The following is a 26,191-nucleotide window of genomic DNA, read 5'->3' as shown; positions in this document are numbered from 1 at the left end:
TTCAATCTTCAATTATGTATGTTTATAACCTATAAATCAACGTTATTTTTCCGGTACATAATTGCATAAACAACCCATGTACATATATAAACGAATACTCCACAGAACACCACATCACTAAAGAAATGGCCTCCTTGTGCTATTCTCATCAACCCTAGACCACCTCCGGCTAATATTGCAGCAGTAAATACTATGGCTTTTTTTCTACGTGTAGCAACCAGTGGCATAAATGCAAATATCCAAAAGCCCATTGAAGCATCACCACACACAAAAGAGCAGTTCTTATCACACTGTGATGATATCACAAACGGGGGTTGAAAGACCTTATCACCACTGAATTCCTGAACCATAACTGGTCTAGGTCTACCCCAGTGATCCTTAAATACATAATTGACAACCAAACCTGGTCCAATCCATAAGCAGACAGCCACAAAGAATATAGCCTTTCTAGCCTTAATCTTAAACTTATCTATGAAAAGGGACCCCAACAAAAATAAAATAACAGCTATAGAAAAAAATATTGGAAAAAATCTCGCAAACCAGTGAAGAAAACCCAAAAAACCATCATAACCACCCATAAATTGGTGCATAGATGAATCATAAAAATAGCCTGCTATTTGTATGTCAAGATGTGGAAATATTAAAAAAAATACCCACGCAAAAAAGCAAACTATAAAACCCAATACGATATGAAATCTAGCCAAATCTTGTCCCTTTAATACTTATGCTTGATAAATTAGTAGTATAGTCTAACATTTTTAGAGTTTTTTTTGTTAGAATTATGAATTGGTTTTTATCATTAATTTTTAAACATTTTACAAAATCATGGCTGACAACAATATAAACAAAACAAATCATGCGGTAGGTAGGCTTAAGATAACTCTCATAGTTATATTAACCGCGATAATAGTATATCTATTCATAGCACTATTTAGCTTTAATATAAATGATCCAGGCTGGAGCAGTATTTCTTCTGAAACTACAATCAAGAACTATGCAGGTCCTGTCGGAGCTTACATATCTAGTTTTATACTCGCAATTTTTGGAATTATTGGCTTCATTCTACCTTTTCTGCTTATCGATTTTGTTAGGATTCTTCTGCTAAAAAGAAAACAAGAAAGCCTCAGCTACTTGATGTTCACGATCAAAACAGTTGGAATCATTACATTTATACTCTCTTGTTGTGGATTATCTGAACTTTATCTTAATTTTTTTAACTACTGGGTACCTCAACGTTCAGGAGGAATCTTAGGATATGAAACAGCAAAATTTGTTATAAAATATTTAGGTTCCGTAGGTGGGACATTTACATTACTAATATCACTATTTGTTGGTTTAATACTATATTCAGGCACAACATGGATTTATATATTCAAAAACATAGCTATGTTTTTGGGCAGAGCCTTGAACTACTTATCAAAAGCTAAACCTAAAAATGATAAAGATATACCTGACATAAATGATTTTGACGCATTCGAAGGAAAAACAAACTCAACAAAAAACCTTGAAAAAAATAATTCAAATGAATTATCTGTTGATATAAAAAAGGATAATTCTCCAAAAAAGAATGATACTTTCCGTGAAGTTCTAGAAAACACAGATATTGATAACGAACTTTCATTCAAAGATCCTAAAAAAGATTTGAATAAAACAGCTTCAATAGAACAAGAACCTATCTTGGACCTTGATATCGATTTTGATGACGTCAAAGCTGAGGAGTCTTCCCCCTCAAATAGAATGACTAAAGAAGATCTAAGAGAAATTACACGCACTCAAACTGTTACCAAGCCTCTAAAAAAGTCTAGTTTACCATCACTGGATCTACTTACAGAACCCGAGCCAAAACAGACTGTTATTTCACAGACACAGCTTAATGAAACATCATCTTTACTAGAGCAAACATTAAATGACTTTAACATAAATGCTAAGGTAGTCGCCGCTTATCCTGGTCCTGTAATTACCAGATACGAGATAGATTTAGCAAGAGGTACAAAAGTTAGCAAACTTACCAATATTGCTCAAGACTTAGCTAGAGCCTTATCAACTACAGCTGTTAGAGTTGTAGAGGTTATACCAGGTAAGCCTTATGTAGGTTTAGAATTACCAAATCCAACTAGACAGATGGTACGCATCAAAGAAGTACTTGCCTCACCTGAATTCATGAAGTCAAAAGCCCCTACCTTAATGGGAATAGGTGTCGATATATCCGGTAAGCCAACTTTTGCTGAACTTGCTAAAATGCCTCATTTACTAGTAGCTGGTACAACAGGATCTGGTAAGTCTGTTGGTGTTAATGCGATGATTCTCAGTATGCTATACAAATGTAGCCCTGATGAGCTTAAATTTATTATGATTGATCCTAAGATGCTTGAGCTTTCTATCTATGATGGCATACCTCACCTACTAACACCAGTTGTTACAGATATGACAGAAGCTGCTAACTCTTTGCGTTGGTGTGTTAAAGAGATGGAGCGTCGCTATGCGCTAATGTCTGCTGCTGGAGTTAGAAATATCGCATTACTTAATGATAAAATTGAGCAGGCAGAAAAAGCTGGCAGACCTCTCAAAGATACAATGTTCATCAAAATGAATCCAGAAAGAGCTCACGAGGCTCCAACTCTTACAAAAATGCCATACATTGTAGTTGTTGCAGATGAATTTGCCGATATGATTATGGTTGTCGGTAAGAAAGTTGAGGAGCTAATTGCAAGACTTGCGCAGAAAGCTCGTGCTGCAGGTATCCATATCATTTTAGCAACTCAAAGACCTTCAGTTGATGTTGTAACAGGATTAATCAAAGCAAACATTCCAACAAGGATGTCATTCCAAGTATCTTCAAGGATTGACTCTAGAACAATCCTTGACCAGCAAGGTGCTGAGCAACTTCTTGGACAAGGTGATATGCTCTATTTAAAGCCCGGCTTTGGAGCCCCTATGCGTATTCATGGTGCTTTTGTTGATGATAATGAAGTACATAGAGTAGTAGAATCATGGAAGGAGTATGGCGAGCCTGACTATGTACAAGATATTTTAGAAGCCTCTGAGGATGCTGATAATGGTAGTGGTGGCTCTAGCAATGGTAGCGGAGACAGCGAAGATCCACTATATAATGAGGCTGTAGAAATTGTTATCAAGACACAAAAAGCTTCTATATCTGCTGTCCAACGCAAATTAAAGATAGGTTATAACCGTTCTGCAAGGCTGATGGAAGAAATGGAAGAAAACGGTATTGTTTCTGAAATGAATCAAAATGGTATGCGCGAAGTTCTAATTAAAAGAGATTCTTAAATGAAAAAAATAGCTTTACTCCTAACTCTTATATTTAGCATCAACTATAGTTTTGCTAATGCTAGTGATGATCTTATAAATAAAATCAAAAACATTCACTCAATGACTGCAAGCTTTGATCAAAAACTCATTAATGGTGGAAGAGCTAGCAATAATATTAGCTCAAAAGGCCACATGAGTTTAAAAAAGCCTAAGTTCTTCAGGTGGATAACTACTTCTCCTAATAATCAAGAAATCATCTCAAATGGATCAAAGCTTTGGATATATGATGGCGACTTAGAACAGGTTATCATAAAGAAAGTATCTAATAATATAGCTCAATTCCCTTATCTTATTTTGCTTTCTAAAAACACTGACAATATAAATAAACTATTTACTGTTAAAGAGCTCGACAAGAACACATACCTACTAAAACCCAAGAATGATCAAATGATTGATAGTATACAAATTAAATTCTCTAATAATGAAAATCTTGAATACCTAGCTATATCTACATCTTTGAATCAATTTACCAAAATCTCTTTCTCAGATGTGAAAACCGATATTGACATAGATAATACTAAATTTGATTTTGACATCCCTAAAGATACTGATGTAATTGATGAAACTAAAGATTGATAGTTTTATTTTATATACTTCTTAAAAATCACTCTAAAGAAAAAATAGTAGTAAGCAGCTAGCAACACCGGCAATGAAGTAATCCATACAAAAGATACTACCTGAGTCAAACTATGCACTCTTATAACATCTAAAATTTTAAAAAATATTGTTGAATTTTGCACTCTAGCAAACACATAACTATAAATTGCAACACCAATAAAAAAAGTTATAACAAAAACAATCAGCAGCAATATTTTTATAAAAAAACTTTTATTTAACATTATTTCATATCCTACTTTTAGTTAACCAACAGTCTTACAAGCGACACTTTTAAAACCATAAAAATCAGCATAAGCTTGATTATTATAAAGATCTTTATTAGGTGTAATATCATCAATAAAAACAGTTGGTGATATATAATCAACTATACACGGTAATGTTGGATCAGTAACTCCCGAATGTTGATATTGTTCTACTAAAACATCACGCTTTTGCTCAAAATCATAAAAGAATAAGCTCATACTAAATATTAAATATAACTGTACTATCAACAATAACACAAATATTGGACTTAGCTTTTTGAGTGTTGCATATAATTGAGTAGCAAATAAGCCACTATGACTGTAAATTTGCATATAAGCAGCCATAAAAAATATCGCATAATAAATAAGTAATACTCTTTGATTTAGATCGTATGACTTTGCCACAGGCACCAATACAAAGAGAGATAATATAAGCGCTGTAGAATATATAGCCACTGATATTTTTTTGAAGTTTTTATTTGTATAAACAAACATTAAAAAGATCACAATCATAATCAACAGTATAAGCGTATACTGTGGCGTAAATATAAGCTCACTTATCAAGCGAGTAACATTTTGCAATAGTGATGACTGAACTCCCGATGATAAGTGATCTAGCCTTGCATAGTTACCAGGTGCTGTTATTAATACAACCCCTCCGACTCCACACGCCACAAAAAAAGCAACAAGCGTATCGTTTATAACTTTCTTTGTAAGCACTCTTTCAAAAAAGTATGCCAGACAAAGTAAAATACTGACACATACAAATATCTCATTATATAAACCAATAATCGAGCCAATAAATAAGCCAAGTAACATACTGTTTTTATTTTTGACTATAGAGAAATAGTATAAAACTGTAAGTAGTGTCAATCCCCAAAAGTATTGAATAGCCCCTGTTTTCCATAGAATATTTGCCATAAACCCTGTTTGATAAAAGACAAAAACAAAGAAAAAACTATATATAACAAAATCTTTAGATAATATTCTACCTCGATCATAAGTGACTATTTTGAAGGTCAGCAACATGAATATATAAAATGCTATCGAATTAACCACATTGACTATAAATAGTGACAAAGTTATATATGTTTTACTCATCAGAAAGTAGATTAAAGCCTGAGCAGAAACTCTGCCTGTCCAAGTAAAATAATCAGCCTGAATAGAGTGAACCATAATTATTAAACCCTTTGCCAGGGTATCCGTATTAGCTCTACCAAAATCATCTGCTCTCATTGGTTGCAGATAATTTAGAAGCAAAAAAAATGCAACTATAAAAACCGATATAGTAGCGATAATAAAATAATTCTTTTTCATAACTTACTAATAATCAAAAAAGGTACACAAATGTACCATAAGTGTATTATATTTGGGATACTAATAAAAGCTGATTGTAAAAGTAGAACTAACTAAGAATATATTAAGTTGCTTTTATAAAAGAACTAACCATCAAGAAAATCTGTCTTAGGCTTAGCTTCTCTTTTGTAGATATTTCTGTGCTTTAATATTTCTTTTTTTTGTGATTCCGACTTCTGTGGGTTAGCTTTATCGAATTCCTGTAAAAACTGGTCTATTTCACTCACATAGGCTCTATCTTTTTTGTTATCGAACAAGTGAGCCAAACGCAATATAAGCTTCATCATACTACGACTTCTCCTAAAATACTAAATATAAATTATCTTGTAGCTTGTGTATAATTATACTAAACTAAACATCAAAGTCATATACAAAACATTAAGCTTTTAAGTATTAGCAAATTATGTTGAGTCAAAAACCAAAGATAATTGGTATATTCTTAATGTTTTTAAGCATCACTATGCTTAGTCCATTATTAGTTGACTACATATATGCCGAAAAAAATGCCTATCCTTATATTTTAAGCTTTGCTGTGACCTTTTCATGTGGCTTCTTTTTATGGTTTATCTCCAGGAACACCCAAAAAAAACTTTCGAATAGAGATGGGTTTTTGATAGTAACTTTAGTTTGGATGTTTGTGACTGTATTTGGTGCTATTCCTTATATGTCATTTCCAGGCTTAAACCTCTCATTCACTGATGCTGTATTTGAATCAGTCTCTGGCTTTACAACCACTGGTGGTACGGTAATTGAAGGACTAGACAAACTACCACACAGTATACTATTTTATCGTCAACAAACTGAATTTTTTGGCGGTATGGGGATTATCGTTTTGTCAGTTGCCATCTTACCACTTTTAGGTGTAGGTGGCATGCAGCTATATAAAGCTGAAATATCAGGACAATGGAAAGATGACAAAATCGCTCCAAAAATTTCAAGTACTGCCAAAGCTCTATGGCTAGTATATCTATTGCTAACATTCCTATGCTTTATTTCTTATTTATTAGTTGGCGTAGATCCCTTTAATGCTATATGCTACACATTCTCAACTGTATCTACAGGAGGATTTGCTCCATCTGACTCAAGTATGGCTGATAAGCCTTTTGGAATGATTCTAGTTTGTGGAATCTTTCTTTTCTTGGGAGCTACTAGTTTCAAAGCTCACTATATAGCTTTATCGAAATTCAAAATAAGTCACTATTTCAAAAATGTTGAATTTAAAGCATATTTTTATTTTATATTTTTTGCGTCTTTTATAGTATGTATAACAATGATTGCTCACACTGATGACTTGTCTAATGTTTTTAGCATAGTCACAAATAGTATTTTTCAAGTGATATCAATATCCTCTAGTGCTGGTTTTGTTTCTGATACAAACTACTACTTATGGCCTAGCTTCTTACCAATAATGCTAATGTTTATTGGAATAATTGGTGGTTGTGGTGGCTCAACCGCCGGTGGCTTGAAGATGATTCGTGCAATTCTTTTTAAGGAAAAAGCTATCCTAGAAGCTAAAAGAGTAATTCACCCTCAAGGAGTATTTACTGTTAAGCTTGGTGACATCCATATCTCTGAGCAAGCTCTAAATAGAGTATCAGGATTTATTTCCGTCTATATTATCATCTTTGCTGGTGGCTGGTTAGCTTTATTAGGTTGCGGTCTAGACGTCACTACAGCATTCTCCACTATCGCAACTACGCTATCAAATGTCGGTCCAGGTTTAGGAGAAATAGGCTCTAATTTCAAAAACCTGCCCAAAGAAGCTCTATGGATATGTGATTTTGCAATGATTGCAGGACGTCTTGAGATATTTACTATTTTAGTATTATTCATGCCAGATTTTTGGAGAAAGTAGAGCTAGAGTCCTCCAGAAGCAACCAAATAAGACAGATTCCCTATTTTGTCGTACTCAGTATTATTAGCATAGACAACAATCTTATAATCAATATTAGAATCTTCACCCTTACATTCAAGCTTCAGTAACTCATTACTACCTGACAAGTATGACTCAAAAGAACTAGTTTTGCTAATCTCTTCTTTTTTGCCATCTTTATTCATAGTATAAATAAACTTACAGCCATAATTATCGCCAATATATACGTTAACCAAAAACTGAGTAGGCTTTTTGTCAAGAATATTGTAAATACCTCTAGGTGTATTTTCGAACTTAAAGCCGTATATATTATAAGCCATCTGTTTTTTCTTTGAATAACCATGCTTTATGACAGGAAGCGGTTGACCTTGATAGCCATCATCAGTTGCACAACTGGTTAGTAGCACAAAAAATACCGATAAAACCGAAACTATTAAAAAATTTTTAGAGAAAATTTTATTTATTTTTGAATTCACAACATAATATAAATTAGTAATTCATACGTAAAAGAATAAACTTAAAAGACAAAAGAGGCAATAATTTACGGTGATTTAAAATGATTTAAGAATTTACTCTTCTGTATCTACTTTTTCTTCTTGCTGCTGCTTTTTGTATTCATAATAATCTTTCATAGTCAAACCTTTTGCTCTAAACTCAGCTTTCTCAGCAATCTCATCAAGACGTTTTTTAGAGTACTCAACATGCTCAGGAGCATAATCCTCAACGGGTTGACCTTGTAGATTAAATCTCTGTTTAAGCTCAAAAACAGCTCTATGATAGCGTGTATCACCAACATATCGGCGCAATACATTTCTAAGAACCATTTTATCTACCGGAGCGAAATGCTCATTTTGATAAATTATTTCAATTTCTTCGCTTATACCAATTTTTAGTGGCTTTTTATTGATCGGATCAAAACATTTTGGAAAACGGTGGCATAACCACTTAAAGAGCTTAGCTTCTTCTTTTTGTCTTTCTTTTTCAACATCAACAGTAACTACAATTTCTTGAGCATCTTCTAATTGAGGATTCTGTAGCTCATTTACTGTCTTGTTGTTTATCCTATGACCATATTGTGGAATACGTATAAAAGAGGTATCTCTATCTTCTACTTTCTTAGCAGGAGCTTTAGGAGTATTTTTACTCTTAGAGATATTCTTATCTCTAGCTTGCTTCATTCTAGAAGTCTTCTCTTCTATCTTAGATGACCCACCTAACAATGATTGTAACAATGAAAAATCGTTTAATTTATTTCTACCTTCAGACATTTCTTATTTTATTAATAGTTATATAGGGTAAACCCTGTGTATACTTGGTTTATATCGTACTACAAAACTAATATATTTAGCAAGTAATAAAACATCAGTAATATTTTTTTTAACATCGATATGAATTAATATTGACAATTTAACTAAATTACATATAATATCAATCATCTTTTGTGGCTATGTAGCTCAGTTGGTTAGAGCACAGCATTCATAATGCTGGGGTCGGTGGTTCAAGTCCACTCATAGCTACCACAAGTTTTCCCTTTATTTTCAATAATTTCAGCATATTAGTTACTTATAAAAGCAAAAATGATAAAAAACTTTTAGGTAACAAATAGGTAACAAATCATAAATTTTTTAAAAGCTTTTTACTTACTATTACCATCATAAATCTTTTTCTCTTCAGCAATAGCTGCTTTTATATTTCTTGCGAATCTACCTCTAGAATGATAATCAATGTTATTCACATCTAAAGCTTTATATAAATCTTCCGGTGTGTTTTTCGGTAATTTTGTGAATATTTTTGTCATTAATGTTTTACTAGCATATGTATTATTACTATTTAACAGAAAATCATGACCAGTATCATTTTTAGGTATGTCTTGGGTTACTTCTGATAACTTATCATTTGGTAAAAAGTATGTATATTTACCTCCTTTTATGTCAAATTCACCTCTTAGCCTAGCTCTTACATAAAGACCAAACATTTCATTCATATCTGAGAAGCTTTCAAATATTGGCAAATGTTGATCAAAGATCTCTGTCACAACCTCTTTTGTATCTCTATCTGGAAACTGTTGTTCAGTTGCTCGAGTAGTTAAATATACTCCTGCATATACTAAATTTCTTATATTATCTTTAAATGTATTTTCTGTAATTTCACATTTCAAACCACTAAGTTTGTCATAAGAATTATAGAGAGCTTCGAACTTAACATTATCAATTTTATATGCTATTAATACTTCTTGCTCACCTTCATATGTTTCTCCCGATGAGTCATCTCTTAACTCTTTTGGCAAAAATATGGAGCTAACTTTCATTGAAGAAATTACGAAAATATCTTTATCTAAGTCATCCGCTGAATCTATACCTTGTGGTGCTTTTATCACTACATTAAAGCAATTTGTATCTTCATTATTTTCTATATCCACAACAGGAGATGAAAATAAACCAAGTAACGCTGCATACTCATCATTTTTACTAGCAAATTTCTTATGATCTGACATACTTCCCCATACCTTTAACTAATTTTTTCTAACAACTTCTCAGCACTTACTAAATCCAAGCCTTTTTGTGGTGGACAATGTTTTAAAACTTCTTTACTTGGTTCTTTGTTTTCTTTATATAGTTCTATAGATTGTATCAAATAGTTTTTAGCTTGGTTGTCACTTACTGGTAACCCTGCATCGCCATTTATATATGATTCTGCTACTAATTGCTGTCCCATTGCTAAGCAATATCCAGCTTGTTTTTTCATATCACTTAAATGAGTAAGTATATAACTTTGTTTAGCTTTTTGATTTCCATTTATACTAGCTATCTCAAACCATTTGTAAGATATAGCCATATTTTGGGCAGGATATTCTCCTTCAGCAAGATAAAAATTACCCAATTGCTCTTGAGCAATTGAGTTACCCAATTGAGTTACCCAATTGAGCCCCTTTAATTATATACTCAAGTCCTTTTTTAATATCTTTCTTTGCTCCATACGCTCCAAAATAATAAGCATTTCCTAAGCTAGCATAAACTCCGCCAAGCAATACTAGATTATTTTCAGTCTTACCATATTTATCAGCATAAATTTGAAAGTACTTTTGGGCTTGAATACCATCTTCGAGTTCAGTATAAGCTCTTGCAACTAGACCTATGGCATCTTTGTTATTTTCATCCGCTAAGGGTTTACAGTATTTTATTCCATCATCCCAATTATCTTGTCTTATTGCATTTACACAATCTTCCATACTTGCAAAAGCACTTATCGACATTAATAGTAAAATAGTCAATGTTATTAATCTTTTCATAGAATATCCTTTTAAAAAATCTATTAATCTTTAGCAAATTGAGAACCTTTTGCCCAGCTTTCATATAAATTATCTTTAAATAATGAAGCTATCCAACTACCTATCTCAAATGCAAATGCTATAAATGATAAAACATCAAATACTGGAATAAAGGCTAATACAGCACGACCAGCAAAAGTTCCTATTATTTCTGTAGTGTCTGATGTCATAGTATCTTTTATAATCACCTATTTCAAACTAGCCAACAACTTCTCAGCACTTGCTAAATCCAAGTCTTTTTGTGGAGGGCAATACTTAAGTTCATCTTCACTAGGCTTTTTAGCTTCTTTATATAGCTCGATCGCTTGGATTAGATACTTTTTAGCTTGGTTGTCACTTACTGGTAACCCTGCTTCGCCATCCAAGTAAGCTTTTGCAACAAGATGGTCTCCAAGCGCTACGCAATATGGAGCCTGTTGAGTATAAGATGTCATATGTTGAGCAAAATAATTATCTATTGCTTTTTGATTACCATTACTAGCTGATATTGTGTACCACATATAAGCTAAAGGATAATTAACAGGTAAATTGTCTCCATTAAAATAAGCTGTAGCCAATTGCTCCTGAGCTGTATCATTACCTAACCCAGCTCCTTTAGTTATATATTTAAGTCCTTTTTTAATATCTTTTTTTGCTCCATCTTCACCAAAATAGTAGTAGTTTCCTAAACTCATAAAAGCTAAAGCAACTGATTCTGTATCTTTATCATTATTAGCAAATTTATCTATATATATTTGTAAGTATTTTTGTGCCTCAAGACCATTATATTTATAAGCATAAGCTCCTGATAGAACTTTTGTTATATCTCCATTATTACTTGAATACTCTGGACAATATTTTATTATATTATCCCAATCTTTGCTTTTCATAGAGTTCATACAATCATGTATAGATGCATAACTATTAGAAAAAACTATGACAAATAAAAAATAGATGGATATTTTATATTTAAATTTCATCTTCAACTACTCCTTTGCAAATTGAGAGCCCTTTGCCCAACTCTCATATAGATTATTTTTAAACAGTGATGCTATCCAACTACCTATCTCAAAAGCAAATGCTATAAACGATAAAACATCAAGTACTGGAATAAAGGCTAATACCGCTCTACCTACGATACTAGTTATAGTTTTTTCTGCTAACATAACAGTCCCTCTTCTACCTGCTTGATCTTCAGCTGCTTTAGCACCAAAAGCAAAAGCCTCTTGCTTAGTGGTAGTTTTAACAGCCTGCTGAATAGCAGAAGCAACATAAAAACCATCCGCTGCAAGATCTAACCAGCTACTAACTTTCATTGCCTTATCATTATAATTATATGAGTTCCACAATCTAAATACAGATTGTACAACCTCCAATGAAGCTATAGCTATAGCTGTCTTCTTTAGCTTACCTTCAATATCTAAATCTTTTATAACTTTATTGTTGTTTTGTGTTATCTCTGCTGATTTATAACTTGGTTTTTTGATTGCAGAAGCATTAGCATGTCTTTCAACACCCATTATCGCCTCATCACTAAATATTTTGACTAGACTTTCATTTATCTCTTTAAATGCTTTAGCTGATGTCTGCACTAACTCTACATAAGATTTTGTCAATTTAGCAATCGCTATAGTGTTAGTCAGAATATCATCAACACTATCACCTTTAGCATTTGCAACTTTCTCATAATTATCTTTAAAGTCACTAATCGCCATAATAGTCATCATACTATTAAAAACTATCAATCCAGTTGCATTTATTTTATAAGATCTTAATAAACTTTTATCTACACTTATTGTTTGTGTTCCTTCTGACTCATACAGCTTTCGTGCTAGAGCTAGCTCTTGGGTTTGCTGTTGGCTTAATTTATCCTCTAATTCATTTACAAATCTTTCTTTATCAACTGCTTTGTCATTACTTATATATAAATTGTGTTTTAATCTACTACTATAATTACCACTTTCTGATTCATGTAAATATTTTAGTAATCTATAATCAACACTATCTTCAAAAGATGACTTTTTGAAACCAATTACTGATCTAGGTAATTGCAATCTATCACAAGTGATTTTTAATAATTTTTCATTAATAGCATTATATGACTTGGTTGAGTATTTACTTAACATCGCCATAAAGCCATCTAAATAATTACTAATAGGAATTATTAAATCACCCTCTTCAATCCTTTTATATAATTTCTCAAGAAATTGTTCTTTTATATTATCTGTATATGTGCCTTGCGCAACATCTCTTTTTGCTAATATCACTTTATTGCTTGTATCAGCATTCTGATCTAATAATTCTTGTAACCCAAGACCTCCAATACCTATATATGTACGATTATATTTACCATCTGCATTCTCATCTTTCTTAAAGTTATTATAATCATACTCATCTGCATCATCTGATGGGAAAAACATTTCATGAAGATCGCCACTTTTACTAATGATATGTTCTTTAACCCAGTCAAAGCCAGCAGGTTTCTTTATATCATTTGGGTAGTCTGTTATTGTTGGAATACTTGCTTTTCCATTATTAGCATCATAGCTTCTTATAACTTTTTTGATATTAAAGCTACCATCTAGTCTATACTCTGTTGTTTCAACACCAAAAAATCTACCTTGCTGGTAAGTATCAGCAACCTTATATGATGGGCTACCTTTTATATTAATAATATCTAATGGTAATACATTTTTTTCTAATACTTGGTCTAATTCATTAGGATTACTACATAATGGTACAAAGAGTGCTAATGATTCTCCATGTGCTGATTGATAGTCTACTACACCTCTACTAAAATGATCTTGCCATCTAAGTTTCATCTGTGATGCTTTTAAATAATTGACACCATTTTCTTGAGCTTTTTCAATTAGTGTTTTTAATAATGATCTATAGTAGTACTTCAAAGCCTTCTTAAACTTTTTCTCATCTAATTGAGCTTGCCCTCTCGTTATTACTTCTTTTTTTCTATCTGCTAAAGAGTTCCAACTACCATTTGTATATGCTTGATATAAATCACTATCAGATTTATAACTCTTAATATATTCCATACCTGAACCGCCAGTATTATCAATAATATCTGCAATACCAAGTGTTCTAGGATTAAAAAATATTTGATGCCCTAACACTGCTGATTTTAGTTCTACACTATTTTGTATATTGTCTAGTTGCTCTTTAATCAATGAATTAAGGTGGTTTATATAATCATTATTTTCTAGCAGCATCCCAAATGGATCATCTACTAACAAATTCACTTCGCAACTTGATGTTATACCACTAAAGGTTGCTTTAGATTTACGAATAGGATAAACATCTACCTTATCCCATTCATCTTGTGTTACTAATAGCCCTTTTGTACCATTAACATTATTTGTACCTTCTACTTCAAGATTACCATTATATTTATCTACAAATATCTTCTTAAGGTCATTAGAGCTAAGTTTTTTCAAATGTTCTAGCTGTTTATCACAGATTTTTTTAAGTCTAACTCCACTTAATTGACTATGACTAAATAACACTCGAACATCTACATTATGTAGCTCCTTATTTTTATCCAAATAACATACTGGAAGTTCTATAGATGAATTAGGTGTATCAGCTGATCCTCTTTCATCTACATTTTCATAATCACTAATATCTATTTCTTTAAATGAATAACTTTCTTTTGTGGAGGTTACATAATGCTCACTATATAACTTTAATTTTGTATATGGTCTATTTCCCTGCTTATCTTGTTCTAATTCAGTCTGTAAAAAAAGATATAAATATCCAGATTTTAATTTATCAACATTCTTTAAAGACAATCCGTTATTTATTAAGCTAGTAATATAGTTTTCATTTTGAATACTGGCTACTACACTAGAGTCTTCTTTTAACTCAGTAACTCTTCTATTTATAGTTTGCTTTACAAACTGTTTTGAATTTTCAAATTGACACTTTGATATATTGATGCGTCCCATATCTAAGCTATTATCTGAAATTACTTTAGCTAAGTCTTCACAATCTTTTGCTTGATCTACCTTAGCTATACTAGCCTCTAATTGACTTATATTACTTGTTGCTGTCCGTTGTGAGTGTACTTTGAATTGACTTACCAGTGTTGACCAAAGTTTAGCATCAAACTTCTGATCGATATTATCCTCATCATATACCTCTAAAAGACTTCCTAATACTGCTATTCTATCTTTGTAACTCAAACGATTAATTATAGCCATTTTAGCAAGAGTATCAGCATTCTCATCTTTATTTGGAGTGTTTTTTCTCCATTTAGGTATCACTGATAATGTTTGCAATCCTTCAGGTAAATTCTTATCTTTATAACTACCATCCACACCAGCTCTAGCATTAGCTGAAAGACTATTTATTTGGTCTTCTTTGTTTTCTAGCTGATCAATATTTGAATCTAATTCCTTATTTGTAATATGGACAGATGATGCTAAAACTTTATTATCACTTTTAGTTATAAAGACAGTTTTTTCTTTTGACATTAAAATCCCTTATAAGTTATTGAGCAAATAACCCAAATGCTAAAATTGTTTTATATGTATCCGTTTCAGTATAGTACTACAAGTTATCTTACTCAATGATTTTTGATTTTTTTATCATCTGAAACGCTAGTTGATTTAGATAGCCCTGAGGCTATATAAATCTTTTACAATAGCGCTTCTAAGTATTAAATCATGCGAAGCATTACGCACTGCCCACCGTCGGCCCGATAGGGTTGACCAACGGGTTTTACCAGTGAAACGGGAGGGACTTAGACTAGCAAACTTGTTACTGTGCCCTTAGCCTGCGACAGGGTGCTTTGCTCGGCTTTAGTCCATCGTGTGAAACTCGTTGGTCAAGCGTAGCGCAGACGGTGGGCTGAGCATTCCCCAATTTTTTGGGGAAGCGGCGAAGAGTTAATCAAATATCGGCTCTGTCCAACGCCCAGTAATGCTTGTAAAAGCATAAAGGGCGGACGATATTGAGAAACTCTAGCCTTTGGGGTTTATTTGATAGTTTGATAAATCTGCTTGATTATTTACTTACTTTGACAAAAGTAATAAATAAGCTTAAAACTCAATCAAAAATATTGTTTTTGTTGTGATGTTTTAGTACAGATTTTGAGAATATCTAAAAGAAATAAAAATATACCAGCTTGCATTAACACCCTGCTATTTTAGCTAGGGGTGGATGGTATATGTTTTATATATTTCTGTTTCATATATAGAGAGTGCATTTCAATATCACCTTTTACTAAAAAATATAAATCTTTGATCAACAGATCAATATCATTAGAAATTTTATGAAAGATTAGAGATAAGAACTCTTTTAAAGCCATATGAAGACCTTTTGTAGTAGCTATCATCAACTGATTTTCAACTAAGTGGCTATGTGCTATTTTATTACGATAAAGGTAGGCATATGTCACTATTTTTTTAGATATTTGTTTACATTCTTTTCTTCTAGATTTCTCATCATAAATATATCTTTGAGACTGTAAATATAATAACTCAACGAATGTATAAACAATCTCGTTAACAATCTCAATTTTATCTTTACTCTTATCTATGTTACTTGCTATAAATTCTAAACAATTCCATGTATAAAATAACATATCACTATAGCTTTTAGCTTCTATAGATTTTTGTAACTTTTCATAAATTTGGACAACTATTTTTTCAGAAGATGATAGCTCATCCTTCATTTGCTTATCAAATAATCTACTAAAAAACTGATTCAATTTTGTATTCATCTCTTCTTTTACATAGTAATTATCATGGAGAAGGTTATTATCCATTGGATTATCACTATCATCAATAGTCCAATATCCTCCAACTTTATAGTAATCACTATCTAAAATATCATAGCTATAGCTTACAGTAATACTCTTATTTGAGGGTTCAAATATAGTTTTATCTTTCTGTTGCCTATTGTACATTAACTTTAAGAAAGATAAGTTTGTCTTAACTGCATCTCTAGCTCGTAGAGCAGAAACTTCTGGAAAATAAGTTTTTACTCTAAATGGAACTAAAGCTTTAACTTTTATTTTACTATCAAGCTTTTCTTTACGATTATCATAATTTAGCTTGTCAAACTTTTCTTTAGCATTATCTTTATCGTAGTAGGTTATTTCACCAAATTTTACTTCTCCAGCTGACTCCCTACCAAACTTTAAGTTAAACACATCAAAAATGTAATAAAAATCTTTCTCTTCTTCCAACATCTCCAAAAATTTATTAAACCGTTCTTGTATAGTAGTGTTATTTACCGCATTGATTACAGCTTCTTGATAATTCTCATCACTAGCAAAACTTGATTTCTCTATACCATGAGGGTAATTACAATAAAATTTCTTCTCTTGAGTTTGCGGGTTCGTGAAATACTCAGGATATGCACATATTTTTCTAAATAAGTTATTTATATTTTTCTGAGATATATTTTTATTCTGTAAAAGATTTAATAATATTTGATAATTTGCTTTTACGCTGTTTTCAATATCTTTTTTCCAATAGAGTTTTCTTCCAATAAATATAGATAAATTTTCAATATTATAAGCTAACTTTAAAATTACTTGTTTAATAATTTCAGGTTCCTCAAGCAAATATTCTCTAAGTAAATTTTTCGCTTGAGCTATAGCCATTTCTGTATTTTTTGTCTCTTTACCTAAAGTATATTTTCTAAGGCTTTTCTCATAAAAATCAATATTAGTATCTCTAACAAGACCTTCTTTTTGTAGTATCTCTCTAGCATACTTTAAGTCATTTAATATGGTTTCTAACCTATCCTTATTATCAAGTCCACGCTCTTTAAACTCATCAACAAGCTCTTGAGCAAGTATATCTATTGTAGGAGTAAAGAACTCGGTTATCTGATTGTACTTATCTAATTCAAGAAACTCTTTACTATTTATTAAAACTTCTGAGAAATATCTCAAACTTTCTTGATTCTGAAAAAGCTTATTCTGAGGAGTTCCATACAAATATTTATTTGTTTCAGCGTTAACTGGAAGATAAACCCTATCCCTCACCATGCTCAAAAGCCTCTTTTAACACTGTTTTCATAAGCATATCGACATTTTCTTTTGAGCTATTGATTTGCTCTTCTAACTGATCGCAAATAGCAAATAGCTTTTCAATGATAGATACTATTTCTTTTTGTTCTTTAATTGGGGGAATTGCTACAACGAATTTTTCTAAATTATATTTTGGCAAGCCTTCTCTACCTGCACCTGTTGTATAGCCAAATATAAGGTTTTGAAAAAATGGTGATAACACAACTTTATGCAAAAACTTACGATAAACAGTCAAAGCTCGTATAATACAGACATGCTGATTAATATTACCCTCACTAAAAGAAGCTGGGACATAAGCACATCTTCCTAAAGACCCTCCTGTAATATTCAGCAACAAATCATTCTTAACAACCCTAGTTCCCCTCATACTTTGATGAACTTCTTCTGTTATATATTTAATATCCTTATACACCAGCCCTTCATCATAAATATTTTGTGATCTTAAAAATGGATAACCTTTAGCACTATAGTTACTTCCTTTAGGCGTACTCCCAGAGCCAATTTTTACACTTACATCCCCCAACCTACACCACTCCCAACTTTCTGGAATCTCAAAAGACTTTTCATCATCTGTTATTGGTGGTAATGATTTTTGTTTTTTGATTTTTTTGTCTTTTATTAGCTTTTCTTTTTCTGCTTGTATTTTCTCAAGCAGGATAGATGCTGGCTCTATATCTGAGTTTTGCTCTCGCCACTTAGAAGTTAGCTTACCTTCGATAGCTTCTTGTAAAATTGTTTGTTTTAGCCGTTTCAATAGATTTTGTTGATGTCTAACATCATAATCAAGTTCTGAAATATCATTTTCAATTTTTTCAAAGTTAGAAACTATCTGATTCTGAGTAACAATATCTGGCAAGCTTATTTCTAATGGTAAAATATGCTTTGGTTTAATTTCAGTTTTTATTCCACCTTTAACTTGTTCATTAAGTAATCTTATAAACTCTGGACTTTTAAGAAATCTTTTAAAATACCCTAAATTAATTTTTGTCTTATCAAAAGTATATGATGAATAATGAATTGTTGCGACAACATCTTCTTCACCCGTATATATACCCATAGCACCTTTTGCTACATTTATTCCTGATATTACTAGATCACCTTTTTTAATTAAAATCAAATTAGTCTTTGATGGCTTTGCTCCTATATGAAAGTTGCCTTTAAAGTCAATTTTCTCTATTCTTAACAAACCCTCTACTTCTTTAGCATTTGGTTTATATTTCCCTTCTCTTTCATATAAAAAATCACCAATCTTTACTTTCTGCCAAGTACTCACATTTTCACCTTCAGTCAAACAACAGTCAAACAAACTTTTTAATCTAGGATCCTTATTTTATAAGGGTTTAGTTTGTCTCAACTATTTTATAAATCCTTTTTAGTCAAACAACAGTCAAACAAAAATACACTTCTGTTCAACAAATTTAATATACTTTTTTGCTAAAAATGTATATCATAACAATATCTAGGCAGCCAATAGCGACTAACCAATTGGTTTATCCTTTACATTGGTTGCCAATATTTTTCTCAAGCCATTCTAATATTGGGTGTTGCCCATAATCGAATTTTGGTTTATATACATAATCTTTAAAAACTTCATAAAGAGCTTTTCTCTCTTTTATTTTGCTATCAGAAAACTCTTTTATATCACATTCTAAATATCTTTTGAGATTATAAGCAACTATATCAGCAAGCTGAATCATATTACTCTCACTTGAATCAACAAAAAAACATCTATCAAGAAGTTTTTCAATTTTGACTTCTGGCTCGCCAACTATGGTTCTAAGAATATTAAATGTTTTATTTGCTGGTTTTTTCCATTCATCTTGCTCATCTAAAATCAAAATACCATTACTATCATTATCTATCAGATAAGAGTCGCCTATTTGTAGAATATATGAGAATGCTAATAGATATGGAGAGATATTAAACTGTTGTTCAAAGCCCTTACCATACTTTGATTGAAAGTAGTTTTTAAAATTCTTCTTTTTGACCTCAAAGAAAATTATATTTAACTCAAATTTCCTTATTACTTCCAACATCTCTGTAAAAAAATCAAGCTTCTTTGCATAATCCCAGTTTCTATAAGGTGTCCCTTTCTTGCCATTGATAACATCAATAGCATGAATCTCAAAGTCTAAAACATCATACTTTTTCTTGACTTGATTTATATAACCATCTACCTCTCGCCAAATCTTCTCATCTATTATGAAACCAGCTAGCAAGAATAGTGGCTGTAACTCATCATCTAATTTTTTGCCGGTATTTCCAGAATCATCTAAAAAAGTAGCTATATCGTAAACAGTATTTTGCTCACTAATCTCATTTGAATGAAGTGATATTCTAAAGTATTTGAGCACTCCGGCAATGGGTGCCCCACCAACAGGTCTGCCTGATGGTGTTTGATTATAAAATACAAAATCAACTCTTTTAGGGTTAAATGTTTCGATATTTTCCAAAACATATTCAAAACCAGACCTTGGTAAAAACACTCTCTTAGTGTTCAAAATGTAATACCAGCTATTATTAAAATATGAATATTTTCCTTCTGTATAATCTTTTGGAGGGGTGTAAAAACTCTCCAATCCCAAAAAGTTGGGATTTTCTATAAATTCTGACTTATATAGGGCATGTAAGGCCGTATTAACACAATCATAAGATATTCCACCAGTATCTCCAGAGGTGCGCATATATTCTAAATCTCTACCTATTACCTCAGTCATTTTTTTAATTTTATCCTTATCTACACCATATACCAAAAGAGTATACGTAGGTCTATAATTCTGCTGACCTTGTGATAAATGTCCAAAATAATCTTCATAAGAAACCTTTGTTGGCATCATTAGTTTCTTATTCTTAGTAGTATAAAAATTATAAAAGCTAAAATTCTCGAGCTGTCCATGTTTAACAGTTGCTTCACCTAAAACAAAATGTCCTCCAACTGTAACTAGATCATCGCCTTGACGACCCGACAAAGAAATAATCAAAACATGATCACCATTTTTAACTTTTGCATCATCAAATAAAGTAGCCTTAAATGGCTCTAGATTTTTACTAAGAGCATCTTCCATTAAAGTATCTGTCACAAACTCTACATAATCCTCTTCGATAAGTTTTTTATAGTTACTATCTAAAGGGAAGAGGTTATTTATACTCTCAAAAACATTACTAATCACAATCGCTGATATGTAAAGGATCCCATGATCAAATTCAGCTATAATATTAACTTTCTTATTAAGATAGTAGCCTATGGATTTTTGATCAAAATGATTACCTCTAAAACCAACTGCTTCTATAAATTTAACAGGAATATCTTGATCACCAACCTTCAAATATAGGTCATGATTTTGTCTAACCAAAACTCCTGTTAGTCTCTCGCTCCCACTAATAGCAGTCGGGACATCATTAATATACAAAGTATTATCATTAATTTGGTTTTGACTATCTATGAATACCAACGTATCAAGATAAGCCATACTTTTTGATTCACTCAAAATACTTGAACTACCTAGTACACTATACTATCTATCTTTTGTTACAAGCTTCAGATTATCATTCTGTAAACTTAGTTTACCTATAAGTGCCCATGAATAATTTGATTCCATAAGTAATAAGAAACAAATAAATAATCTACATAAAATTCTTTTCATGTTATTTCTAAACCTAAAAATCATAAATATAAATAAGGGATTTAACTACCTAAAAAGGCTTGTGCTATCATAGCACAATTTCTCAAGAAATATAGTTACAAAAAGTTTAGATATCTTTAACAGCAGATAACGCACTTATCATTTCTGATGTTAGATTATTGAAGCCTTTTGGAGAATTTGGAGTAAAGATTACATTTGATTTACCTGATTTTGTCATATTCTCTAACGTATCTAAATATTGATACATCATTACTAAAGATGAGATATATTCAGAAGAAATATTTCCTCCAGTACCCTCTTTGACATCTTCTATCGATACACGCAAACCTCTTGCTATTGCCTTACGCTGCTCTGCTATACCTTCACCAAGTAGCTTCATTGACTCTTTTTGCCCTTCTGCTTCTTTGATTTTGATAAGCTTCTCTGCTTCTGCTTTTGCTTTTGTAGCCTCAAGCTGTCTTTGCGCAGCATTAATCTCGTTCATCGAACGCTTAACATTTTCCTCAGGATTAATATCAACAACTAATGACTTAATTATCGTATATCCATAAGTACTCATTTCTTCTGATAACTCTTTTTTAATATCTAGTGCTATTGCATCTTTATTTTCAAAAGACTCATCCAAACTCATACGCGGTAGTGATGATCTAATCACATCAAAAACATACGACTCCATTTGCGCTCTGGCATTTGTTAGCTTATAAAAAGCATCCACAGCCTTCGACTCTTCAACTAGAAACTGTACAGAAACTTTCATGTGTACAAATACATTATCTCTTGTTTTGGTCTCTGCAACTATATCAAGCTGTTGTACTCTCAAACTGACTCTACCAGCTATTCTTTCAATAAAAGGTATTCTAAAATTAAGTCCAGCACGCTGGATTCTAACAAACTTACCAAATCTCTCTATTACATTTACTGACTGAGTCTCAACTATACTTATTGAGAAAGCCAATAAGAATATAGAAACTATTACCAAAAATATCAAAAAAAACATAACATCTCCTCTTATACCTTATGTAAACTATGACTGTGGAAAATCTACTATTATAGTATAGTTATCTTTACCATCTTTTTGCCAAACAAGTAAATCATGCCCTGAAGCAACTTTGCCATCAGAACTTGTCCAAATAAACTTTAATATGACTAGCTGATTATTTTCATCAAGGCTTCTACAATACTCATAGTTAAGTTTTAACTTACCCATATCTCTTTTACCAGTTTTATTTACAGCAAATCCATCAACGTAATGCTTTAACACAGCATCTTTACTTGTATAAGGTTTACCTCCGCTCATATACATAAAATCATCACTATAAAAGGAAACCACTTTTTCAAGATCTGCAGAATCCCAAGCTTGCTCCATTTGCCTAGCTTTAGCTCTTATTATAGTAAAGCTTTTATCAGCACAATCTGCGGCAGTTGCACTCAAAGCAATCAACATTGTAGATATCATTATCAATATTTTCTTCATATATACTCCTAGTCTAAAAGTGATAATACTGTCACATCTTTTATTAAAATCTTAGGGTGTTCCTCAAACGGTCGAAAACACTCAAAATGTAATACAATTTTATGAGGCACTTTTCTAAATTTCTTAGTAAGTTTAAGTTTAAAATTATCCATACCGCCCCATTTTGATTTTTCAACATTAACACTCTCATGGGTATAGCCACTATCATCTATATAATCATAATCTGGTGGAATAAGAAACCATCTATATCCATCTATCGAATCTACAGGTAACTCAACATTAAAAGTATAGTGCCTACTATCTAGAATGATTGGTTTTGTATATATCTTTTCTATATCTGCTTGAGTCATTTCTGCCAATCCTAAGCAAGGAAGAAGCAACAAAAACACTAGTATCTTATACATTTTCTAAGTTTAAGCTTACTACCTATATAAAATTATTATATACACAAAAGCACTCTAAATGCATAAATTTGTTCTAATGTATTTTACTAATTATCTAACAATATGATTTGATAGATATCTATATTTCTAGGTATTTTGAGTATATAATTATTGCTGTTATAAATACACATGACAATTTTTAATAAAATGGCTTTGGAAAAATTTGAACTTGAACTAGTTTCATTTAAAGATATTACAGACAATGTTAGACATTTCGTATTCAAAAGAACTGATGGTAAACCTCTTAACTTTATCGCTGGGCAATTTATTACATTCCTATTAACAGATCAGGAAGGTAACCTAAAACGCAGAAGCTACAGCTTAGGCTCACTACCTTCTGATAATATGCTTCTAGAAATAGGTATCACTTATGTAAAAGGCGGTGTAGCAACTGATACTTTCTTTAATATGAAAATTGGTGATACTGCTCCTGCTATGGGACCAGCGGGTAGACTTGTTCTAAAAGAAGAAGAAATTAATAAATTAGTTCTGGTTGGTACTGGTACTGGTATTGTACCATACAAAGCAATGTTCCCAGAGCTGTTAGAAAGGGCTGACAACACTGAAATACATATACTACTAGGAGTCCAATATCGCAAGGATGCTCTTTATCAAGATGATTTTATAGAGTTTGCAAAAAAGCATGATAACATTCACTTTAAGTTATGCCTCAGTAGAGAAACTCAAGATCTTAAAGATTATGAGATCTCTGGATATGTTCAAAATCAATTTGAAAGTATAGGGCTAAACCCTGAGACTGATATTGTTTACGTTTGTGGCAACCCCAATATGATTGATCAATCATATGAGATGCTTACAAATGCAGGTTTTGGACCTAAGAGTGTACGTAGAGAGAAGTATATTTCTTCGAATTAAGCTTGATACTGTGGATATTTTAAGCTACAATCTCTGAGCTATTCTAATAAGGGATATGGTGCTTAGATGAGATAGTCTAAGTGGCGATGTCAGATTATAAATATAAGGAAACTATAAAAATGAGACAAGAAATTCATCCTAAATATACTGAAGTAAAAGTAACTTGTAGTTGTGGAAATACTTTTGTTACTAAATCAACTTCTGGTAAAGATGCTATGAACATCGATATCTGTTCACAATGTCATCCGTTCTACACTGGTAAGCAAAGAATTGTTGATACAGCTGGACGTGTTGATAAGTTCAAGAAGAGATTCGGTGGTATCAAGAAAGTATAGTTTTTTACTTCACTTGTACCATAATATCAAAACCAGCCTTGAGCTGGTTTTTTTATGCCTATCAATTTATACAGAAATAACAAATTAAAACAAAGTTTAACAGCACCCTTTTGAAGATTCGTAATACCTATTAATATATTCGTCTAGAGATATGCTATCATTTGCAACCAACTCTTTTTCTGCAACTTCAGACTGAGAAACTTGACTTTGTAGTTCAGACTCAACATCTGCTGATAGCGCATAGCCTCTAAACTCTTCAGATGCTTTTTGAGATACCTTTAATGCAAATTTTTTATATCCTTGCTCCTCTGCAATCTTAACTATTTTAGATGATGGTGTTCTATTAATATCCAAAATCTTTTGCTTTTCTAGATATACTGCTTCAAGATACTCAGATGACATCTTTTCTGCCGTTGCTTCAATCTTATCAAACAACTCTAATGCATAATCCTTTAATAAGACTTCTCTAGCATCACCTAGTTTTTTTAGCTTAAGCTGTGGATTACGACCCTGTATTGCCACAGCAGTCAAATTTTGCTTAGCCTGCTTGATTTGTTCTTTACTATATCTTACTGCGCCTTCCTCCAAACAAGTCATCAACATTGCTTCAACGAAAAGGGCTGTATTTTTACTTATTCCAACTGGAGTAAACGGGTCAACATCAAGAACTCTAACCTCAATATACTCTACACCTCGGTTATATAATGCACATGCAGGTCTTTCACACCTTTTAGCTATCTGCTTAGGTCTAATCGCACTGTAGTACTCATTTTCTATCTGTAAAATACTCTCGTTTAGTTGCACTCTTTGACCTTCAGCATCATATAAACCCAAATTTCTATAATCATCAAAAATATTATCAGTCGCATGTATCAAATCTTTAACATAAGATTTAACGTCACTATAAGATATAGCCAGATCCTTTTGTGCTGGACTCGTATATCCAAGATCACTCATTCTCAAGCTTGTAGCATATTTGCCAACAAAAAACTCATCATCTAAATCTGACAAGTAGTTAGGCTTATTTTTAACAGAAGTCTTAGCACATATTGGACTAGCTCCAAATAGATATGGTAATAACCACATAAATTCAAAATATTTATTAAGAACATCAAAATAAACATCAGAAACTGAACTTTGCTTATCACTAGCGATATCTTCTATTAGCTTTCTATCAAAAGAGAAATTATAGTGTATGCCTGAGATTATTTGCATAATCTTACCATATCGAACAGACAGTCCCTTGCGATAAACTCTCTTCATCTGTCCAGAGTTCGAACTACCAAAATCAGCCTCTTCTATTTCACTTTCATCAGCTGAAAGAGGCATACTAGTATTAAGTATAATCTCATTATCTGCCATATTCGCTAATGTGAAAGCTGAAAGATCATATAGCTCACAAAAAGTACTTTCTATACTCTCATGAGGTCTAGTAATCAACTCAAGAAGATTCTCCGAAAAATCAACAGTTATACTACTATTAGTCAGTTTATGCCCAAGAGCATACGGGTGACACGAATCAGCAAGCACTCCATCACAAGTGATTCTCAAAGTTTCTCTTTCTATTCCCCTAAGATTATTTATTTTTTTGAAATCGTACATTTTTATCCTAAATAAATTTGTCCTGATAGCTCGA

The 26,191-nt window shown here is 32.0% G+C and carries 25 protein-coding genes and 1 tRNA gene; 6 read left to right on the top strand and 20 right to left on the bottom strand.

From position 1 onward, the window contains the following. Positions 1 to 29: 29 nt before the first annotated feature. Positions 30 to 704, bottom strand: coding sequence for a lipid A 4'-phosphatase LpxF (lpxF, locus tag F3D57_RS01430; RefSeq protein ID WP_150464931.1), 675 nt, complete (start codon positions 702 to 704; stop codon positions 30 to 32). Between the two features lie 121 nt (positions 705 to 825). On the opposite strand from lpxF, the gene F3D57_RS01425 reads away from it, so the two are divergent. Both F3D57_RS01425 and lolA read left to right on the top strand, forming a co-directional pair. Continuing rightward, the gene (locus tag F3D57_RS01425; protein WP_150464930.1) at positions 826 to 3,288 is read left to right on the top strand and encodes a DNA translocase FtsK; all 2,463 of its coding nucleotides are present in this window, start codon (positions 826 to 828) and stop codon (positions 3,286 to 3,288) included. Then, complete coding sequence (gene lolA, locus F3D57_RS01420) at positions 3,289 to 3,906, top strand: outer membrane lipoprotein chaperone LolA (RefSeq protein ID WP_150464929.1); 618 nt, start codon at positions 3,289 to 3,291, stop codon at positions 3,904 to 3,906. 5 nt (positions 3,907 to 3,911) lie between these two features. Here lolA and F3D57_RS01415 read toward each other — a convergent pair whose 3' ends face one another. From F3D57_RS01415 to F3D57_RS01405, 3 genes are all read right to left on the bottom strand, one after another. Next, positions 3,912 to 4,169, bottom strand: coding sequence for a hypothetical protein (locus F3D57_RS01415; protein WP_013922097.1), 258 nt, complete (start codon positions 4,167 to 4,169; stop codon positions 3,912 to 3,914). Between the two features lie 21 nt (positions 4,170 to 4,190). Then, positions 4,191 to 5,507 carry a DUF6056 family protein gene (locus F3D57_RS01410; RefSeq protein WP_150464928.1) on the bottom strand — a complete coding sequence of 439 codons (1,317 nt, stop codon included), beginning with the start codon at positions 5,505 to 5,507 and terminating at the stop codon, positions 4,191 to 4,193. Between the two features lie 125 nt (positions 5,508 to 5,632). Then, positions 5,633 to 5,833 (bottom strand): CBU_0585 family protein, encoded by a 201-nt coding sequence (locus F3D57_RS01405; RefSeq protein WP_004286565.1) that lies wholly within the window; start codon positions 5,831 to 5,833, stop codon positions 5,633 to 5,635. A 113-nt stretch (positions 5,834 to 5,946) separates the two neighbouring features. Between F3D57_RS01405 and F3D57_RS01400 the strand changes: the two genes are divergently transcribed. Further along, entirely contained in the window at positions 5,947 to 7,401 is a 1,455-nt protein-coding gene (locus F3D57_RS01400) for a potassium transporter TrkG (RefSeq protein ID WP_149377251.1), read from the top strand. 2 nt (positions 7,402 to 7,403) lie between these two features. Here the strand turns inward: F3D57_RS01400 and F3D57_RS01395 are convergent, their stop codons facing one another. Next, entirely contained in the window at positions 7,404 to 7,883 is a 480-nt protein-coding gene (locus tag F3D57_RS01395; protein ID WP_150464961.1) for a hypothetical protein, read from the bottom strand. 105 nt (positions 7,884 to 7,988) lie between these two features. Further along, positions 7,989 to 8,687, bottom strand: coding sequence for a ProQ/FINO family protein (locus F3D57_RS01390; protein WP_150463562.1), 699 nt, complete (start codon positions 8,685 to 8,687; stop codon positions 7,989 to 7,991). A gap of 175 nt (positions 8,688 to 8,862) precedes the next feature. Here F3D57_RS01390 and F3D57_RS01385 point away from each other — a divergent pair. Further along, positions 8,863 to 8,939, top strand: a tRNA-Met gene (locus tag F3D57_RS01385). A gap of 116 nt (positions 8,940 to 9,055) precedes the next feature. Here the strand turns inward: F3D57_RS01385 and F3D57_RS01380 are convergent. From F3D57_RS01380 to F3D57_RS01325, 13 genes are all read right to left on the bottom strand, one after another. After that, positions 9,056 to 9,913, bottom strand: a complete 858-nt coding sequence (locus tag F3D57_RS01380) for a hypothetical protein (RefSeq protein ID WP_150464927.1) — start codon at positions 9,911 to 9,913, stop codon at positions 9,056 to 9,058. 14 nt (positions 9,914 to 9,927) lie between these two features. Continuing rightward, positions 9,928 to 10,326 carry a hypothetical protein gene (locus F3D57_RS01375; RefSeq protein WP_150464926.1) on the bottom strand — a complete coding sequence of 133 codons (399 nt, stop codon included), beginning with the start codon at positions 10,324 to 10,326 and terminating at the stop codon, positions 9,928 to 9,930. Next, positions 10,319 to 10,708 carry a hypothetical protein gene (locus F3D57_RS01370; protein ID WP_150464925.1) on the bottom strand — a complete coding sequence of 130 codons (390 nt, stop codon included), beginning with the start codon at positions 10,706 to 10,708 and terminating at the stop codon, positions 10,319 to 10,321. Before F3D57_RS01370 ends, F3D57_RS01375 begins: the two co-directional genes overlap by 8 nt. A 23-nt stretch (positions 10,709 to 10,731) precedes the next feature. Continuing rightward, positions 10,732 to 10,917: a hypothetical protein gene (locus F3D57_RS01365; protein WP_191092326.1), complete on the bottom strand. Its 186-nt coding sequence runs from the start codon at positions 10,915 to 10,917 to the stop codon at positions 10,732 to 10,734. 18 nt (positions 10,918 to 10,935) lie between these two features. Next, a complete protein-coding gene (locus tag F3D57_RS01360) occupies positions 10,936 to 11,706 on the bottom strand; it encodes a tetratricopeptide repeat protein (protein WP_150464923.1) in 771 nt (256 codons plus the stop codon). A gap of 6 nt (positions 11,707 to 11,712) precedes the next feature. After that, entirely contained in the window at positions 11,713 to 15,213 is a 3,501-nt protein-coding gene (locus F3D57_RS10410) for a hypothetical protein (RefSeq protein ID WP_263478289.1), read from the bottom strand. Positions 15,214 to 15,887: 674 nt separating this feature from the next. Continuing rightward, entirely contained in the window at positions 15,888 to 17,741 is a 1,854-nt protein-coding gene (locus F3D57_RS01350; protein WP_150464922.1) for a hypothetical protein, read from the bottom strand. Beyond that, positions 17,728 to 19,056, bottom strand: a complete 1,329-nt coding sequence (locus F3D57_RS01345) for a restriction endonuclease subunit S (protein ID WP_224728134.1) — start codon at positions 19,054 to 19,056, stop codon at positions 17,728 to 17,730. The genes F3D57_RS01350 and F3D57_RS01345 overlap by 14 nt, the downstream gene beginning before the upstream one ends. Positions 19,057 to 19,273: 217 nt before the next feature. Continuing rightward, positions 19,274 to 21,271 (bottom strand): DUF3800 domain-containing protein, encoded by a 1,998-nt coding sequence (locus F3D57_RS01340; RefSeq protein WP_150464921.1) that lies wholly within the window; start codon positions 21,269 to 21,271, stop codon positions 19,274 to 19,276. 27 nt (positions 21,272 to 21,298) lie between these two features. Continuing rightward, positions 21,299 to 21,427, bottom strand: coding sequence for a hypothetical protein (locus tag F3D57_RS10405; protein WP_263478288.1), 129 nt, complete (start codon positions 21,425 to 21,427; stop codon positions 21,299 to 21,301). Positions 21,428 to 21,533: 106 nt separating this feature from the next. Then, positions 21,534 to 22,424 (bottom strand): SPFH domain-containing protein, encoded by an 891-nt coding sequence (locus tag F3D57_RS01335; RefSeq protein WP_146421753.1) that lies wholly within the window; start codon positions 22,422 to 22,424, stop codon positions 21,534 to 21,536. A gap of 27 nt (positions 22,425 to 22,451) precedes the next feature. Further along, positions 22,452 to 22,901, bottom strand: coding sequence for a nuclear transport factor 2 family protein (locus tag F3D57_RS01330; RefSeq protein ID WP_150464920.1), 450 nt, complete (start codon positions 22,899 to 22,901; stop codon positions 22,452 to 22,454). Between the two features lie 8 nt (positions 22,902 to 22,909). After that, positions 22,910 to 23,305, bottom strand: coding sequence for a hypothetical protein (locus tag F3D57_RS01325; RefSeq protein WP_149369162.1), 396 nt, complete (start codon positions 23,303 to 23,305; stop codon positions 22,910 to 22,912). 186 nt (positions 23,306 to 23,491) lie between these two features. Here F3D57_RS01325 and F3D57_RS01320 point away from each other — a divergent pair, with 186 nt between their 5' ends. Further along, complete coding sequence (locus F3D57_RS01320) at positions 23,492 to 24,220, top strand: ferredoxin--NADP reductase (RefSeq protein ID WP_150464919.1); 729 nt, start codon at positions 23,492 to 23,494, stop codon at positions 24,218 to 24,220. A 119-nt stretch (positions 24,221 to 24,339) separates the two neighbouring features. Further along, entirely contained in the window at positions 24,340 to 24,555 is a 216-nt protein-coding gene (gene rpmE, locus F3D57_RS01315; RefSeq protein WP_013922062.1) for a 50S ribosomal protein L31, read from the top strand. Positions 24,556 to 24,651: 96 nt separating this feature from the next. Here the strand turns inward: rpmE and gshA are convergent, their stop codons facing one another. After that, positions 24,652 to 26,157 (bottom strand): glutamate--cysteine ligase, encoded by a 1,506-nt coding sequence (gshA, locus tag F3D57_RS01310; protein ID WP_150464918.1) that lies wholly within the window; start codon positions 26,155 to 26,157, stop codon positions 24,652 to 24,654. Positions 26,158 to 26,191 lie beyond the last annotated feature (34 nt).

The organism is Francisella sp. SYW-2 (genome assembly GCF_008711475.1).
Lineage (GTDB): Bacteria > Pseudomonadota > Gammaproteobacteria > Francisellales > Francisellaceae > Francisella > Francisella salimarina.
This window is presented reverse-complemented; position numbering and strand designations above follow the sequence as displayed.